The organism is Actinomadura luteofluorescens (assembly GCF_013409365.1).
Lineage (GTDB): Bacteria > Actinomycetota > Actinomycetes > Streptosporangiales > Streptosporangiaceae > Spirillospora > Spirillospora luteofluorescens.
In genome coordinates, this window is the sequence record NZ_JACCBA010000001.1 from 7,581,086 (window position 1) to 7,597,378 (window position 16,293).

Sequence of the window (16,293 nt, forward strand, 5' to 3'; positions counted from 1 at the left end):
CCGGTCGCCCGAAACCCGGAGCCGCGCATGGACCGCGGCGGACGGGGCAGACCGCGCCTCGTGTTGGTCGAAATGTGGCAGCCCGCAGCGGCGGGCGAGAGGGTCCCTTGGTACGTCGTGGCTCTGCGCGTGACGGTCGTCATCGTCGCGCTGGGTTTCCTCGGCGTATTCTTTTACTTCGCGTTCAAGCTGACGCTGACGCCCGTCGATGACAACGGGCAGGCGGGCGGGAACACCGATCCGGGCCGGTCGCTCCGGTTCTACATGGACCAGCCGACCAAGGACGCGATCCTCCAGATCGGCGGCAACGTGGTGCTCCTGGCGCCGCTCGGAGTGCTGCTGCCCCTGGTCTGGACGACCCTGCGGGGCCCCGTGCGGCTGGCCCTGGTGAGCGGCATGCTCTCGCTGGCCATCGAGACCGTCCAGGGCACGTTCGTGATGGGACGGGCCTTCGACGTCGACGACGTCATCCTCAACGTCGCCGGTGTCGTGCTCGCCTACCTGCTCATCGGGCGCAAGCTCTCCCTGAAGCTCCGCGGCCGTTAACGGGGGGTCAGGCGGAAGACTCTGAGCTGCCGCTCGGCGCGCTCCACGTAACGGTCGTAGACGGGCCAGACGGCGGTGAGGCGAGGCCAGACCTCCTTGCGCTCGACGTCGTCCAGGAGGCGTGCGGTGACGGGGGTCGTGCGGCCCTGGAAGCTGACCTGCGCGTCGGGATTCTTCAGAAGGTTCCCCGTCCAGGCGGGGTGCTTCTCCCGGCCGAAGTTGGAGCCGACGACGTACCAGCCGCCCTCCCGATCGGGCAGGCACGCGAGCGGCGTCTGCCGCGGGAGGCCGCTGACGGCGCCGGTCGTCGTCAGGACGAGGCTCGGCACGAGGAGCTGGCCGAGCAGGAGCCGCCCGCCGGTGAGCCGGTGCAACGTCCGGTCGACGGGCGGGACGACCTTGGGCCCCACCTTGGAGAACCATTCGGCGCCCGAGACCCGGTGGAAGACCGGTCCGAAGGTGCGCTGGACGAGAGTCGGCATGGGGGCCTCCTTGGCGGCGAGCCGTCCGGCCCGGCGCGGGTTCAGATGGCCGCTCTCGGCCAGCCAGCGCAGGCCGTCGGCGACGGTCTCCTCGACGGGACGCAGCGTGAGGCCGAGCGCGTCCAGGATGGGGCGGTCGTCGGTCGGCACCAGCGTCACCATGAACTCGGCGGCGTCGCGGGTGAGCGGGTAGTCGAAGCGGCGGACGCGCTTGGCCGCGTCGAGGACGGAGCCGAGCGCGAGCATCGCGCGGCTGGGCACGCGGACGCGGCGGCACCTGACGCCGGTGAGGCGGTCGCACAGGTCGGCGTACTGCGGCCAGGTCAGGTAGTGGCCGCCGAGCACCCAGCGGCTCGGGCCCTGTCGCGCCTCGACGGAACGTGCCAGCGCCTCGCCGAGGTCGCGGACGTCGATGACCGAGACGCCCCCGCCCGGAAGCGGCCACACCTTGCCGAGCGCCGCGGCGAGGCCCTCCATCAGCGCGTCCAGCGCCGGCTGGTTCGGGCCGCACACGGCGCCGGGGTAGACGATGGTGACCGGCGCGCCGTCCTCCTGGAGGCCGCGCACGTAGCGTTCGGCCGCCAGCTTGGACCTGCCGTAGTCGGTGCGGGGGCTCGCCAGGGCGTCCCCCGCGGTGATGACCGGGCCGGACGGCGGGACGAACACCGCGATCGTCGACACGTGGACCACCGGGGCCAGGCCCTGCGCGACGGCGCCGCCGACGACGTTGCGGGTGCCGCGGACGTTCACCTCCACCAGGTCGCCGGCGCCCCCGGTCACCCCGATCGCCGCGGCGGCGTGGACGGCGGCGTCGCAGCCGCGCATCGCCTCGGCGACCGCGTCCTCGTCCAGCATGTCGCCGGGGACGAGTTCGACGTCCCGGGGGTCGACGCCGACCGCGCGCAGGACCTTCGCCGCCCGGCCCGGGTCGCGGACCAGCGCGCGCGGCCGGTGCCCGGCGGCGAGCAGGGCGCGGACGGCGTGGGACCCGACGAACCCGGAGGCGCCGGTGACGAAGATCCGCATAAGGCAAAACTAGCGCTTGGTATGACTCCGGCGACAGCCGAGGCCCCGAGTAACGGCCGGGATTTCGGACACCTCCATTACGGAGAGGCGGACGGTCGGGGCGTTGACGCTTCTGGAACGCTCCATCAGACTCGTGTCTCCACCTGACCGCCGACCGGGAGGGGATCGATGAGGATCGGACTGGCCGGCGCGGGGCGCATTGGTGCGCGCCACGCCGCCGCGTTGCGAGAGTTGCCCGAGGTGGAGGCGGTGATCATCGCGGACGCCGATCCGGGGCGCGCCCGCGATCTCGCCGCGCGCCTGGGCGGGGGACCGCCGGGGGTCACCGCCCTGGAAACCGTGGAGGGGCTCTTCTCCGCCGGCCTGGACGGCCTGGTCGTCGCGGCGGCCACGGACGCGCACGCGGCCCTGGTGGAGCGGGCCGTGGCCGCGCGAACTCCCGTCTTCTGCGAGAAACCGCTTGCGTCCGATATGAATGGAACGTTCCAAGTCGTCCGGGCGGCGGCGGGCGCCGGCGTTCCGGTGCAGGTCGGGTTCCAGCGCCGGTTCGACGCCGGGAACGCGGCGGCGCGCGAGGCGCTCGCCTCCGGGCGGCTCGGCTGGCTGCACACCGTCCGCTCGTGCAGCTTCGACCCGGCGCCGCCGCCGGCCGAGTACGTCCCCACGTCCGGCGGGCTGTTCCGCGACTGCATGATCCACGACCTGGACCTCATCCGGTTCGTCACCGGGCGCGAGGTCGTCCGCGTGATGGCGGTGGGCGCCAACCGCGGCGACGACTTCTTCCGGGAGGCCGGCGACGTCGACACCGGGTCGGCGTTGCTCGTCCTGGACGACGGGACGCTCGGCCAGGTCTCGGCCACCCGCTACAACGCCGCCGGGTACGACGCGCGCCTGGAGCTGTTCGGGTCCAAGGACAGCGTCATCACCGGACTGGACGACCGGACGCCCGCGACCGCGCTCCCCGACGGGGACCAGCCGAGGGCGCCCTACGGCGGGTTCATGGAGCGCTTCTCCGACGCCTACGACGCCGAGTTGCGGGCCTTCGCCGACGTCGTGGCGGGCCGCCGCGCCAACCCGTGCCCGCCGGAAGAGGCGCTGGAGGCGTTCTACCTCGCCGAGGCGTGCGAGCTGTCCATGCGGGAAGGGCGGTTCGTCGACGTCGAGGAGGTACGGCGGTGAGGATCGCCGGCGCGCCGATCTCGTGGGGCGTGTGCGAGGTGCCCGGCTGGGGCCACCAGATGGAGCCGGACCGGGTGCTCGCCGAGATGCGCGACCTCGGCCTCGCCGCCACGGAACTGGGACCGGACGGCTTCCTTCCCAGAGCCACACAAGAGCGGGACGAGTTGCTGACCTCTTTCGGGCTGGGTCTTGTAGGGGCGTTCGTGCCTGTCGTCCTGCACGACCCCGCGTTCGACCCATTGCCCGTCGTCGAACAGGCGTTGGACGACATCGATGGCGTCCTCGTACTGGCCGCCGCAACGGGAGTCGACGGATACGACGAGCGTCCCGTCCTTGACGCCAAGGCGTGGGCGGCGCTGCTCGCGAACCTTGACGCGATCGCCGCACAGGCCGCCGACCGCGGGAAGCTCGCCACCCTGCACCCTCACGTCGGGACGGTCGTTGAGCGGCGCGCCGAAGTCGAACGCGTGCTCGGCGGATGCGGCATCCCGCTCTGCCTCGACACAGGGCACCTACTGGTCGGGGGAACCGATCCGGTGTGGCTGGCACGTTTCGCGGCGCCGCGCATAGCGCATGTCCATCTGAAGGACGTGGACGTGGGCCTTGCCCAACAGGTACTCAAGGGAGACATCACGTACACGAGCGCGGTGCGCGACGGTCTGTACAGGCCGCTAGGGGACGGCGACGTCGACATCCCCGACATCATTCGCTCCCTGGAGGTCGCCGGTTACGACGGCTGGTGGGTGATGGAGCAGGACACCGTGCTGACCGGCGAGCCCGCGCAGGGTGCCGGACCGTGCGGCGACGTCCGCAGGAGCCTCGACTACCTCGCCGGGGTGGCCCGATGACGTTCGACCTCATCACGATGGGGCGGGTCAGCGTCGACGTCTATCCGGACCAGGTGGGCACGCCGCTGGAGGACGTCGAGTCGTTCGGCAAGTACCTCGGGGGCAGCCCGACCAACGTCGCGGTGGCGGCGGCCAGGTACGGCCGCAGGACCGCCGTCATCACGCGCACCGGAGAAGACCCCTTCGGCCGGTTCATCCACAAGGCCCTCCAGGGCTACGGCGTGGACGACCGGTTCGTCACCGCCGTCCCCGGCCTGCCGACACCGCTGGCCTTCTGCGAGATCTTCCCGCCCGACGACTTCCCGCTGTACTTCTACCGCTACCCCAAGGCGCCCGACCTGGAGATCCGTCCGGACGAGCTGGACCTCGACGCGATCCGATCGGCGCGCATCGTCTGGGGCACGGTCACGGGTCTTTCGCAGGAGCCCAGCCGGGAGGCGACCCTCACCGCGCTGGGGGAGCACCCCGGGCAGACCGTCATCGACCTCGACTACCGGCCGATGCTGTGGGACGACCCCTCGGAGGCTCCGCACTGGGCGGGTCTCGCCTTGGAACGGGCAACGGTCGCGGTCGGAAACCTGGAGGAGTGCGAGGTCGCCGTGGGGGAGCGGGAGCCGCGCGCCGCCGCCCGCGCGATCCTGGCGCGCGGCCCGGAACTCGCCATCGTGAAGATGGGGCCGGAAGGCGTCCTCGCTGCGACGGCCGACGAGGTCGTGGAGGTACCGCCGGTCAAGGTGGACGTCGTCAACGGACTCGGCGCCGGGGACGCGTTCGGCGGCGCCATCTGCCACGGCCTCCTCGCCGGATGGGACCTGCGGCGGCTCGTCGAGTTCGCGGGCGCCGCAGGGGCGATCGTCGCGTCCCGCATCGCCTGCTCCGACGCGATGCCTGCACAAGACGAGGTCGACGAACTCCTCAAGGAGCCGCGATGAAACACCATCTCCCCGCCGGAACCGCTGCGGAAGCCCCGTACGAGCTTGTCGTGACGCCCGAGTCGGCCGGCTGGGCGTACTCGGGGCTGCGCATCCTGGAGCTGCCGGAAGGCGGGGTGCACACGTTCGACACCGGTGAGTTCGAGACGATCGTGTTGCCGCTGGCGGGGTCGTGCGCGGTGGAGTGCGACGGCGAGCGGTTCGAGCTGGAGGGGCGCGAGGACGTCTTCGCCCGGGTCAGCGATTTCGCCTACGTCCCGCGGGACGCCCAGGTGACGGTTCGGGGCCGCGGGCGGTTCGCGCTCGCGGGTGCCAGGTGCGAGCGGCGGCTGGTACCCCGCTACGGGCCGGCGGAGACGGTTCCGGTGGAGCTGCGGGGCGCGGGGTCGGCGAGCCGGCAGGTGAACAACTTCGGGACGCCGGAGGGGTTCCCGTTCGCCGAGAAGCTGATCGCGTGCGAGGTGCTGACGCCGGCGGGGTGCTGGTCGTCGTTCCCGCCGCACAAGCATGACGAGCAGAGGCCCGGCGAGTCGGTCCTGGAGGAGATCTACTACTTCGAGGTCGCCCGGGACGGCATGGCCTACCAGCGCGTCTACGGGTCGCCGGGACGTCCGATCGACGTGCTGGCGGAGGTCCGCAGCGGCGACGCCGTGCTGATCCCGCACGGCTGGCACGGTCCGTCGATGGCGCCGCCGGGGCACGACCTGTACTACCTGAACGTGATGGCCGGGCCGTCCCCGGAGCGCGCGTGGCGCATCTGCGACGACCCGGAGCACGCCTGGATCCGCGACACCTGGGAGGGGCAGGCAGTGGACCCCCGGCTGCCCCTGACCTCGCCGGAGGGACGCTCGTGAGACTCACCGTGGCTCAGGCCCTGGTCCGCTTCCTCTCCGTGCAGTACAGCGAGCGGGATGGTGTGGAGCGGCGGTTCTTCGCGGGCTGTTTCGGGATTTTCGGGCATGGCAATGTGGCCGGGATGGGGCAGGCGCTGCTGGAGCACGGCGGTGAGCTGCCGTATTTGATGGCGCGTAATGAGCAGGCGATGGTGCATGCGGCTGCTGGGTTCGCGCGGATGAGTGATCGGTTGTCGGCGTTGGCGTGCACGACGTCGATCGGGCCGGGTGCGACGAACATGGTGACGGGTGCGGCGCTGGCGACGGTGAACCGGTTGCCGGTGCTGCTGCTGCCGGGTGACGTCTTCGCGACGCGTGCGGCCAATCCGGTGTTGCAGGAGTTGGAGGACGCCCGCTCGTATGACGTGTCGGTGAACGACTGCTTCAGGCCGGTGTCGAGGTACTGGGATCGGATCAATCGTGCCGAGCAGTTGCCGGGGGCGTTGCTGGCGGCGATGCGGGTGCTGACCGATCCGGCCGAGACGGGTGCGGTGACGTTGGCGTTGCCGCAGGATGTGCAGGCCGAGGCGTTCGATTGGCCGGAGGAGTTGTTCGCGCGGCGGGTGTGGCGGGTCGGGCGTCCGGTGCCCGAGCCGGCGGCGTTGGAGGAGGCGTCGGCGCTGTTGGGCGGGGCGGAGCGTCCGTTGATCGTGGCGGGCGGCGGGGTCATCTATTCGGGGGCCACCGACGAGTTGCGCGCCCTGGCCGAGCGGACGGGGATCCCGGTCGCTGAGACCCAGGCGGGCAAGGGTGCGCTGGCGTGGGATCACCCATCGTCGGTGGGTGCGGTCGGCGCGACGGGGACCACGGCGGCCAACGCGCTGGCGCGCCAGGCCGATGTGGTGGTGGGGATCGGTACCCGCTACAGCGACTTCACCACCGCCTCCCATAGCTTGTTCGCCGATCCTGGGGTGCGGTTCGTCAACATCAATGTCGCCCGCGCTGACGCGGTCAAGCTCGGGGGAGTGTCGGTGGTGGCCGACGCCCGCGAGGGCATCCGTGCCCTGCACGCGGCGCTGGACGGTTACAGCGTCCCGCAGGCCTACCGGGATGATGCCCGGGCGCTGACGGCCGAGTGGAACACCAAGGTCGACCTGGCCTGCGCGCCCCGGAACGGGGAGCGGCTCACCCAGGCCGAGGTGATCGGGGCGGTCAACGAGATCAGCGGGCCGCGGGACGTGGTGGTGTGCGCGGCCGGGTCGATGCCCGGGGACCTGCACAAGCTGTGGCGGGCCCGCGATCCCAAGGGCTACCACGTCGAGTACGGCTACTCGTGCATGGGATATGAGATCGCCGGGGGTCTGGGCGTGAAGATGGCCGCGCCCGACCGGGAGGTGTTCGTCATGGTCGGCGACGGCTCCTATCTGATGATGGCCCAGGAACTCACCACCGCCGTCGCCGAAGGGATCAAACTCGTCGTCGTCCTGGTCCAGAACCACGGCTACGCCTCCATCGGCAACCTGTCCGAAAGCGTCGGCGCGCAGCGCTTCGGCACCCGCCACCGCCTGCGCACCCCCACCGGCCTGGACGGCGACCCCATCCCGGTCGACCTCGCCGCCAACGCCGCCAGCCTCGGCGCCGACGTCATCCGCGCCACGACGGCCACCGACCTGCGGGACGCTCTCCAGCAGGCGCGCAAATCCCCGAGGACCACGGTCGTCCACATCGAGACGGACCCCTTGGCAAGCACCCCCGACAGTGCGGCATGGTGGGACGTCCCGGTCGCGGAGGTGTCGGCGCTGGACTCCACCCGGGAGGCCCGCGCCCGCTATGAGCGGGATAAGCGCACGCGCCGTCATCATCTGTGATCAACTCCTCAGACCGACCATTCGGGGAGAAACGGAGAGCAGCCGATGAGAGGCGTTTTCGCGCGTGGGACGTCCAGGGGCCTCGCGGTGCTGGCCGCCGCGGGACTGCTGGCGCTGAGCGCCTGCAGCAGCTCGGGCGGCAAGAAGTCCGAGGACACCCCGGAGGGCGCCGGCCCCCGGTTGAAGATCGCGATGGTCACGCACTCCGGCGCGGGCGACACCTTCTGGGACATCGTCCAGAAGGGCGCGAAGGCCGCCGCCGCCAAGGACAACGTCGAGTTCCTCTACTCCGCCGACCCGGACGGCGGCAAGCAGGCCCAGCTCGTCCAGGCCGCGCTCGACAAGAAGGTCGACGGCATCATCGTCACCCTCGCCAAGCCGGACGCGATGAAGGACGTGCTGGCCCGGGCCGCGGCCGCGAAGGTGCCGGTCGTGACGATCAACTCCGGCGCCGAGGAGTCGGCGAAGCTCGGCGCGGTCGCGCACTTCGGGCAGGACGAGTCGATCGCCGGTGAGGCGGCCGGCACGGAGCTGGCGAAGATCGGCGCCAAGAAGGCGCTGTGCGTCGTGCACGAGCAGGGCAACGTCGGCCTGGAGGACCGCTGCGCCGGCGCGAAGAAGACGTTCGGCGGCGACCTGCAGAACCTGTTCGTCCAGGGCACGAACATGCCGGAGGTGAAGTCGTCCCTCACGGCCAAGCTCCAGGCCGACAAGGGCATCGACGGGATCCTGACGCTCGGCGCCCCGTTCGCCGCGACCGCCGTCGACGCGGTCAAGGAGACCGGGAGCAAGGCCGAGATCGGCACGTTCGACCTGAACAAGGACCTCATCGCCTCGATCAAGTCGGGCGCGATCGCGTTCGCCGTCGACCAGCAGCCCTACCTGCAGGGCTACGGCGCCGTCGACGAGCTGTGGCTGCTGAAGAACAACGGCAACGTGCTCGGCGGCGGGCGCCCCGTGCTGACCGGGCCCGCGATCGTGACCGAGCAGAACGCGGGACAGCTGGAGGCGTTCGCGAACCGGGGGACGCGATGACCCAGGCGGTGGCCGGGCCGCCGGAGGCCCGCCCCGACGAGCGCCTGGCCCGGAGCTCGCCGCTGCGGCGGCTGCTCGGCCGCCCGGAACTCGGCGCGCTGCTCGGCGCGGTGGCGCTGTTCGCGTTCTTCTCGATCGTCGCGGACGCGTTCCTGCGCGCCGGGTCGTTCTCCACCGTGCTGTACGCGGCCTCGACGTTCGGGATCATGGCGGTCGGGGTGTCGCTGCTCATGATCGGCGGCGAGTTCGACCTGTCCGCCGGGGTGATGGTGACGTCCTCGGCGCTGGTCGCCGCGCTGACCGCCTACCAGTTCACGCTGAACGTGTGGGCGGGCGTGGCGATCTCGCTGGTGCTGACGCTGGCGCTCGGCATGGTGAACGGCGTCCTGTACGTCCGGACGCGGCTGCCGAGCTTCATCATCACGCTCGCGACGTTCTTCATGCTCGCGGGCCTGAACCTCGGCGTGACGAAGGCGCTCACCGGCAACGTCGCCAGCGACTCGGTCCGCGACATGGACGGGTTCGCCTCCGCCCGCGCGGTCTTCGCCTCCGACGTGGACGTGCTCGGCGTCAACGTCAAGGTCACGGTGTTCTGGTGGCTGCTGTTCACGGCGATCGCCACCTGGCTCCTGCTGCGCACCCGCGCCGGCAACTGGATCTTCGCGGTGGGCGGGGCCGCCGGCAGCGCCCGCGCGGTCGGCGTGCCCGTCGACCGCGTGAAGATCGGCCTGTTCATGGGCGTGGCGTTCTGCGCCTGGTTCTCCGGGATGCACCTGGTGTTCGCGTTCGCGACCGTCCAGTCGGGGGAGGGCGTCGGCAACGAGTTCCTCTACATCATCTGCGCGGTCATCGGCGGGTGCCTGCTCACCGGCGGCTACGGGTCGGCGATCGGCGCGGCGATCGGCGCGTTCATCTTCGGCATGACGAACAAGGGGATCGTGTACGCCGAGTGGAACCCCGACTGGTTCCGGTTCTTCCTCGGCGCGATGCTGCTGATCGCGACCGTGGTCAACCTGGTCGTGCGGCGCAGAGTGGAGCGGTCGCCATGACGGACGCGAAGGGGGCGCCGCTCATCAGGCTCAGCGGCGTCGGCAAGAACTACGGCAACGTCATCGCGCTGCGCGACGTCGACCTGGAGGCGTCCGCGGGCGAGGTCACCTGCGTCCTCGGCGACAACGGGGCGGGCAAGTCCACGCTCATCAAGGTCGTCGCCGGGCTGCACCGCCACGACACCGGCACCTACGAGGTGCGGGGCGAGGAGGTGAGCTTCGCTTCGCCGCGCGACGCGCTCGACCGCGGCATCGCGACCGTCTACCAGGACCTCGCGGTCGTCCCGCTCATGCCCGTCTGGCGGAACTTCTTCCTCGGCTCGGAGGTGCGGGGGCGCTTCGGGCGCATGGACGCCGGCTCCATGCGCGCGACCACCCAGCGCGAGATGGCCGCGATGGGCATCGACCTGCGCGACGTCGACCAGCCCATCGGGACCCTGTCGGGCGGCGAGCGGCAGTGCGTGGCCATCGCCCGCGCCGTCCACTTCGGCGCCGAGGCCCTCGTCCTGGACGAGCCCACCGCCGCCCTCGGCGTCAAGCAGGCCGGGGTGGTGCTGCGCTACATCGTGCGGGCGCGCGAGCGGGGCCTCGCGGTCGTCTTCATCACCCACAACCCGCACCACGCCTACCCGGTCGGCGACCGCTTCCTGATCCTGAACCGGGGGCGCGGCATCGGCCACCACACCAAGGAGGAGATCACCCGCGAGGAGCTCACCGGCCTGATGGCGGGCGGCGGCGAGCTGGAGGAGCTCGCCCACGAACTCGACGCGGCGGGCTCGTCCGGGGCCGCCGCGCAGCTGGCGAAGGAGGCCGAGAGCCTCGGCCTCACCGACGACTGACGGCCGCCCCGGGCCGCTCCCCGCGGCCCGGGGCGGCCATCACGCCGGCTCGGGCGGCGCCGGTTCGGGGCGGGCCGCGGTGATGTGGTCGGCCAGCTTGCGGACGCGGGCCTCGTGCTCGTCGTAGCCGACGACGACCGGGGGCTCGTTGTAGGGCATCGTGTCGGACGAGCGGCGCAGCTTCACGTACTGGCCGCACGCGTCGATCGCGTACGGCTCCATGTCGTCCTGCAGCGCGCCGATCACCGTGATGCCGTGCGTCTCGCCGATCTTGCGGAAGAGGGCGACGGCCTCCTTGCGGTGCTCCTTGCCGAGGTTGCGGCCGAGCTCGTCCAGCACGAGGCAGAGCCGGCCGCCGCCTGAGCTGGCGAGCGCGGCCGCGCAGACCAGCTTGACGGCCTTCTCGTCCATGAGCGCGGTGTTGGCGCGGCGGTTGTACGGGACGTACCGCTGCCCGTCCGAGCGCCGCCACTTCGGCGTGACGCGCCAGCGCCACTCCTGCTCGGGGTCGCCCGGCTGCTCCGGCGTGGGGAACTCCAGCGTCGCGCCGTACCCCCCGTACGTCACGTCGAGCTTCTCGAACTCCTCCGAGACCCGCTGCAGGCGCGCGCGGATCGCGGCGGTCAGCGCGGTGCGGTGCGCCTCGGCGGCTCCGGCCGCCTCCGTCGCGCCCTTCTGCGCCTTGTCGAGGTCGGCGCGGCGGGCCGACATCTGCACCTCGATCTGCCGGCGCTGGTGCCTCTCGTAGTCCTCCTGCTGGCGCAGGTAGCTCTCCATCGCCTTGACCAGGCGCGGGAACGTGGCCTGCTCGCGGTCGGTGCGGCGCCCCTCGCCCTCGGCGCGCTCGCGAAGCAGGAACCGCATCTCCTCGGGCATGTCCTCGTCCGACGGCCCGTCGGGGAAGACCCTCCGCAGCGCCTCCGACAGGTGCTTCTCGGCGGTGTGCCACCACTCGGCGGGCGTCCACGTGGCCTCGTCGTCGTCCAGGGCGGACAGCCACTCGGCGGCGCCCTCGCGGGAGCCGCCCCACGCCTTCTCCAGGTCGTCCAGGCCGAGCGCGGCGCGCCTGTCGGCCAGCTCGGACGCGGCGCGGCGGACCTTGTCGCGCTCGCGCTCGTGCGTCTCCCTGCGGCCGCGCAGCCGGTCGACCTCCAGCGCGCGCGTGTCGGCCTTCGCCTGGAGCCGCCGCAGCGTCTGCTCCGCCGCCCCGAGGCGCGGGCCGAGCCGGGACTCGCTGCCGCCGAGCTCCTCCAGGCGCTCGCGCAGCCCCGCCATCGCCGCGCGGACCTCGTCCAGTTCGGCCGCGGCGCGCGCGCCCGCGAGACGCCGCCCGGCGAGCGCCACGTCGGCGGCGGCGTCGGTCGTGGCCTGCCGCGCCCTCTCCAGCGCCTCCTCGGCGGACTCCACCGCCGTCCCGGCCGCCTGGACGCGGGCCACGCGTCCGGTGACGGGCTCGCCGAACCCGCCGACGACCACGACCCCGGTCCCCTCTCCTTCGAGCGCCGCGAAGAAGGAGGCCGGCGACGGCTCGCAGCTCACGCCGTCCGGCAGCGTCGTGCCGCCGTCCGCGGGGACGATCATGGAACCGGGCATGCCGTCGAGGGCGGCGACCGCCGCGTCGAGATCGCCGGCGCCGACGACGACGGCCTCCCGGTACGGCCACAGGGCCGCCTCCCAGCGCTCCCGGACGCCCTCGGCCAGCTCCACGGCGTCCAGCAGGCCGACCGCCGCGATGCCCGCGGCGGCCAGCGCGCGGATCTGCGCGGGCGCGCTGCCCTCGCCCGCCTCCGCCTCGGCCAGGGACCGCTTCGCGCGCGCGACGGCGCCCTTGGCCATCCCGTACTCCTGCTGGGCCTCGTCACGGCGGGCCTCGGCCTCCGCCAGCTCGGCGCGCGCGGCGTCGCGGTCGCGCCCGTCGGCCTCCCGGCGGCGCTCCTCCAGCGCCGACACGCGCCGGCGCAGCTCGTCCAGGCGGTTGCGGGCGACGGCCTTGTCCGCGCCGAGCTGGTCGGCCTGGCCCTTCAGATCGGCGAGCGCCGCGCCCGCCTCCTGGAGCTGCGCCTCCAGCGCCCCTCCGGTGAGCTGCTCGATCTCCTTCTCCGCGGCCTTGGCCGCGGCGGCCAGCTCCTCGCCCTCCCGGTGCAGCCGCTCCTGGTCGGCCGCGTGCGCGGCGTCGGCCTCGGCCGCGTCCATCAGCAGCCGGGCCTGCCGCGTCCGCCAGCGCCGCACCGCCGCCGCGGCCTCGTCGCGGGCCCGGTCGCGGCGGTCGAACGTCTTCAGCAGGCTCGCCGCCTCCCGCTCCCACTCGGTGAGCCGCTCGGCCGCCTCCGCCGCCTTGGCCCGCTCGCGGTGCTCCTCCGCGCGGGACTTGCGCTCGGCCTCCAGCTCCCGGTCCAGCCCGGTCAGCGCCGCGATCGCGCTGAAGATGCGCTCCGGGCTGATCTCGTTCAGCGGCTGGGACAGCAGGTTCGTCGCGACCTTGGACCGCACCGACGTCGACAGGAACGACACGCACCGCACCTGCCCCCCGTACAGGACGCGGGACAGGTCCTTCGCGACGAGGTCGCGGCGCCCGGCGCTGCGCGGCAGGCTCGCCCACAGCCGGTCGGCCAGCGACACCCGGTCGGCCTCGGACGGGGCGGAGGCCAGGTAGACGCCCCGCCGCCACCGGATCTCCAGGTGCGGCGCGTCGACGTTCACCCGCAGCCACACGGTGACGGCGGTCTCGCCCTGTTCCTCCTCGGCCCCGTCCCCTTCCACGGGCCCGCCGCCCTCCGCGGGATCGGCGTAGTCGAAGACCCCGACGATGTACCCGTGGTCGGCGCTGGCCCACTGGCTGTCGCCCTGCGCGGCCAGCTCCGCGTTGAACAGCAGCTCCGCCACCGCACGCGCGCCCGACGCGAACCGCCACTGCTCGTCGCCCAGGAGCGCGGTGATGGCCGCGATGAACGAGGACTTGCCGGCGCCGTTGGAGTCCTTCGGCCCCTGCCCGGCCACGACGATGAGCGTCCCCGGGACGGTCGGCACCGGATGCGTCGACAGCCGCGAGATGTTCACCGCCTGCACGGCCACGAGGGTCCGCCCGCCGACGACGTTCTCGGCGTCGCGCGCGGTCACCATCGGTTCCAGGACGGCCGTCATGTGTGCTCCCCCTGCTCGCGTTCCCGTCCCCTGCGCCGCGCCCGGATCGCCGCCGCGAGCGGCGAGTCCGGCCCGGCGGCCAGGATCAGCTCCTCTTGCAGCCGCCTGCGCGCGGCGCCGGTCAGCCGGTGGAACTGCGGCCCCGGCACGAACCCTCCGGCGTCGTCCGATCCCGCCTTCACCTGCGACACCAGCCCCGCCAGCCGCAGCCTCCGCAGCGACGCCTCCAGCTCCCCGACCGGCAGCTGCGTCCGGCGGCGCAGCTCGTCCATCGGCGTCGGGTGGGGCGACAGCCACGAGTCGTCCTCCAGCAGCCCCGCCGCCCTCGGGACGGCCACCGAATGGATCAGCACGAGCGTCAGGACGGCCCGCTCCCGCACCGGCGGGACGCACGCGGGGTCGGCGGCCAGCTCGGCCGCGACGTCGTCGCGGTAGCCGGAGGTCCACCGCGTGTGCTCCGACCGGATGAGGGTCCGCCCGGCCAACGCGAGCATCTCCTCGACCGTCCTGCGCAGCGCCGGCTCCCGCAGCGCCGCGAACCGCACCTCCGAGACCGGCTCGGCCGCGTGCTCCACCGCCATGTAGGCCGCCACGAGCTCCGCGCGCCGCCGCTCGTCGTAGGCCCGCAGCACCGGCTCGAACATGTCACTCACCCGGGCCCTCCCCGGCGTCGGGGCGCGGGCCGGGTTCGGGGAGGCGGCGCAGGAGGTCCCGCAGGGACGCGAGGGAGCCCTCCGGCCAGAGGGCGACCCGGGGCCCGGGGCGGACGGCGCCGGAGGCCTCGTCCAGCAGGAGCCAGCCAGTGTCCGACAGGCGGCGCAGCTCGCCGGTGGCCCAGCGGCGGGCCAGGTCGGTGTCGCCCCGCGTCATGCCCGCGTACACCTCCAGGACGTCGGCGACCGTGGACGGGGAGCCCGGCCAGGGGGCGTCGTCCAGGCGCGTCCAGCAGCAGCGCAGGGCCGCCGCGAGGACGCGGCGGGCCTGCCCGGCGCGGTCCAGCGGCATGGGCGCGGTGTCGTACTCCTCCAGCAGGGCGGGCGTCGCGCCGTCCGGCCACTCGGGCAGGACCCAGACGCGGGCGCCGTCCGCCGCGGCGACGGTCCCCGGCGGCACGGGATCGGACGCGGAGACGGACGGGCCGCCCAGCACGCGGGCGCGTGCGCGGGCCAGCACATGCGGATCGACGGTCACCGGTCCGTCCTTTCGAGCCGCCCCGGGGTCACCCACGTCGGGGCGCCCTCGGGACGCACCGCCAGCCCGTCCGACCAGACGAGGCGGTACGGGAGGTCGGGGTGCAGGTGCAGGGACGACAGGTCGGCGAGCGTGCGGCGGGCCGCCGCCCAGTCGCGGGCGAGGACGTCCTCGACCGCGACCGCGTCGCGACCGCGCAGGATCTGCTCGGCCAGGTCGCGGAGCCTCTCCGTCGCGGCCGTGTCCGAGCCGGTGTCGCCCGACAGGCCCGGGTCGGGGACCGACGGGCGGGGCGGCGCGGGGCGCGGCGGCGTGGCGCGCGGGCCGTCCTCCACGGCGGTCACCACGGCGGACGGCTCGTGCCACGGCGCCGCCGCGTCGAAGACGAACCCCTCCAGGACGGCCGCGAGGTCCTCGCGCGAGGCGGTGCGGGTGAAGGTGCGCCAGGTCTCGGGCGGCAGGAGGGTGAGGTTGCGGGTGGTCCCCGCCGAGTCCGACAGCCGTGCGGCGGCGCGGCGCGAGGCGTCACCGTAGGCGTAGATGGCGGCGCGCAGGTCGGTGCAGGTGCGGTCGAGCTGCGGCCAGCGGCGCAGGATCGCGCCGTGCAGCCGCTCGGCGCGCACCAGGATCTCCTCGGTGCCCCAGAGCTTCGGGGCCTGCTCGCGGAGCTCCTCGATGGTGCCGTTGGTGAGGGTGACCAGCTCGACGCTCCACAGCCGGAACGCGCGGGCGAGGCCGTCCGCGCCGTCGCGCGCCTGCTCGGGCGTCATGCGCGGGTCGGCCACGTTGAGCTGCTCCAGCGCGAGGAGCCGGTGCATCTCGCTCTGGCCGCCGTCCAGCATCATCCGCCGGACGAACATCAGCCCGACGACGCTCGTGAACGACGCCCTGTAGCGCAGCTGGTTCGGCTTCGGGAACACCTCGCGGACGGCGCCGAGCCCCTTGAGCACCCGCAGCCGGTTCTCGAAGACCTCGGCCGGGTAGCGGCGGCACACGTACCGCATCTGCTCGCGGCTCAGCCCGTCCTCGCCCGCGTCGGCGAACGCCGCGAGCAGCGTCTCGGCGACGTCCACCAGTTCCGGGTCGTCCACGACGGCGCCGCTGTCGCGGGCCAGCGCCGCGAACATCTGGCGGTAGACGCCCAGCACGGCCTCGCCGACCAGGACGTCGTCGAGGCTGGCGGCCGCGTTGTCGGAGGCAGGGGACACGGCGCACTACGGTACGGCCACCGCGCCGCCAAGGTGGAATCGGCGCGGGCGCGCGATCGCCAGACCGAGACCGCGAAACCGTGGCGGATCACGCAGCGCGATGCCACACTCACAGA

The 16,293-nt window shown here is 73.2% G+C and carries 14 protein-coding genes; 9 read left to right on the plus strand and 5 right to left on the minus strand.

Translation table 11 applies throughout. From position 1 onward, the window contains the following. The first annotated feature begins 117 nt into the window (after positions 1-117). On the plus strand, positions 118-546 hold the full coding sequence (locus tag BJY14_RS35215; RefSeq protein WP_312879554.1) for a VanZ family protein: 429 nt from the start codon (positions 118-120) through the stop codon (positions 544-546). Here the strand turns inward: BJY14_RS35215 and BJY14_RS35225 are convergent. Next, positions 543-2,054 (minus strand): nitroreductase family deazaflavin-dependent oxidoreductase, encoded by a 1,512-nt coding sequence (locus BJY14_RS35225; RefSeq protein ID WP_246396227.1) that lies wholly within the window; start codon positions 2,052-2,054, stop codon positions 543-545. The two genes, BJY14_RS35215 and BJY14_RS35225, sit on opposite strands and share 4 nt — an antisense overlap. A 168-nt stretch (positions 2,055-2,222) precedes the next feature. Between BJY14_RS35225 and BJY14_RS35230 the strand changes: the two genes are divergently transcribed. Genes BJY14_RS35230 through BJY14_RS35265 form a run of 8 tightly spaced genes read left to right on the plus strand, consistent with a single transcriptional unit; the run spans position 2,223 to position 10,637 of the window. After that, the gene (locus BJY14_RS35230; protein WP_179847546.1) at positions 2,223-3,233 is read left to right on the plus strand and encodes a Gfo/Idh/MocA family protein; all 1,011 of its coding nucleotides are present in this window, start codon (positions 2,223-2,225) and stop codon (positions 3,231-3,233) included. Further along, a complete protein-coding gene (locus BJY14_RS35235; protein ID WP_312879555.1) occupies positions 3,230-4,081 on the plus strand; it encodes a TIM barrel protein in 852 nt (283 codons plus the stop codon). Before BJY14_RS35230 ends, BJY14_RS35235 begins: the two co-directional genes overlap by 4 nt. Beyond that, positions 4,078-5,013, plus strand: coding sequence for a 5-dehydro-2-deoxygluconokinase (gene iolC, locus BJY14_RS35240; RefSeq protein WP_179847547.1), 936 nt, complete (start codon positions 4,078-4,080; stop codon positions 5,011-5,013). The genes BJY14_RS35235 and iolC overlap by 4 nt, the downstream gene beginning before the upstream one ends. Continuing rightward, the gene (iolB, locus tag BJY14_RS35245; protein ID WP_179847548.1) at positions 5,010-5,867 is read left to right on the plus strand and encodes a 5-deoxy-glucuronate isomerase; all 858 of its coding nucleotides are present in this window, start codon (positions 5,010-5,012) and stop codon (positions 5,865-5,867) included. Before iolC ends, iolB begins: the two co-directional genes overlap by 4 nt. Continuing rightward, complete coding sequence (iolD, locus tag BJY14_RS35250) at positions 5,864-7,714, plus strand: 3D-(3,5/4)-trihydroxycyclohexane-1,2-dione acylhydrolase (decyclizing) (protein ID WP_179847549.1); 1,851 nt, start codon at positions 5,864-5,866, stop codon at positions 7,712-7,714. The genes iolB and iolD overlap by 4 nt, the downstream gene beginning before the upstream one ends. Positions 7,715-7,759: 45 nt before the next feature. After that, positions 7,760-8,749, plus strand: a complete 990-nt coding sequence (locus BJY14_RS35255) for a sugar ABC transporter substrate-binding protein (protein WP_179847550.1) — start codon at positions 7,760-7,762, stop codon at positions 8,747-8,749. Next, entirely contained in the window at positions 8,746-9,798 is a 1,053-nt protein-coding gene (locus BJY14_RS35260) for an ABC transporter permease (RefSeq protein ID WP_179847551.1), read from the plus strand. The genes BJY14_RS35255 and BJY14_RS35260 overlap by 4 nt, the downstream gene beginning before the upstream one ends. Continuing rightward, complete coding sequence (locus tag BJY14_RS35265) at positions 9,795-10,637, plus strand: ATP-binding cassette domain-containing protein (RefSeq protein WP_179847552.1); 843 nt, start codon at positions 9,795-9,797, stop codon at positions 10,635-10,637. Before BJY14_RS35260 ends, BJY14_RS35265 begins: the two co-directional genes overlap by 4 nt. A gap of 39 nt (positions 10,638-10,676) precedes the next feature. Here BJY14_RS35265 and BJY14_RS35270 read toward each other — a convergent pair whose 3' ends face one another. From BJY14_RS35270 to BJY14_RS35285, 4 genes are read right to left on the minus strand one after another with little or no spacing between them, the layout of a single operon-like run. Then, complete coding sequence (locus BJY14_RS35270) at positions 10,677-13,778, minus strand: coiled-coil domain-containing protein (RefSeq protein WP_179847553.1); 3,102 nt, start codon at positions 13,776-13,778, stop codon at positions 10,677-10,679. After that, the gene (locus BJY14_RS35275) at positions 13,775-14,422 is read right to left on the minus strand and encodes a DprA-like winged helix domain-containing protein (protein WP_179849844.1); all 648 of its coding nucleotides are present in this window, start codon (positions 14,420-14,422) and stop codon (positions 13,775-13,777) included. The genes BJY14_RS35270 and BJY14_RS35275 overlap by 4 nt, the downstream gene beginning before the upstream one ends. Position 14,423: 1 nt before the next feature. Further along, a complete protein-coding gene (locus tag BJY14_RS35280; protein ID WP_179847554.1) occupies positions 14,424-14,969 on the minus strand; it encodes a hypothetical protein in 546 nt (181 codons plus the stop codon). After that, positions 14,966-16,177: a hypothetical protein gene (locus BJY14_RS35285; RefSeq protein WP_179847555.1), complete on the minus strand. Its 1,212-nt coding sequence runs from the start codon at positions 16,175-16,177 to the stop codon at positions 14,966-14,968. Before BJY14_RS35285 ends, BJY14_RS35280 begins: the two co-directional genes overlap by 4 nt. Between the last annotated feature and the right edge of the window lie 116 nt (positions 16,178-16,293).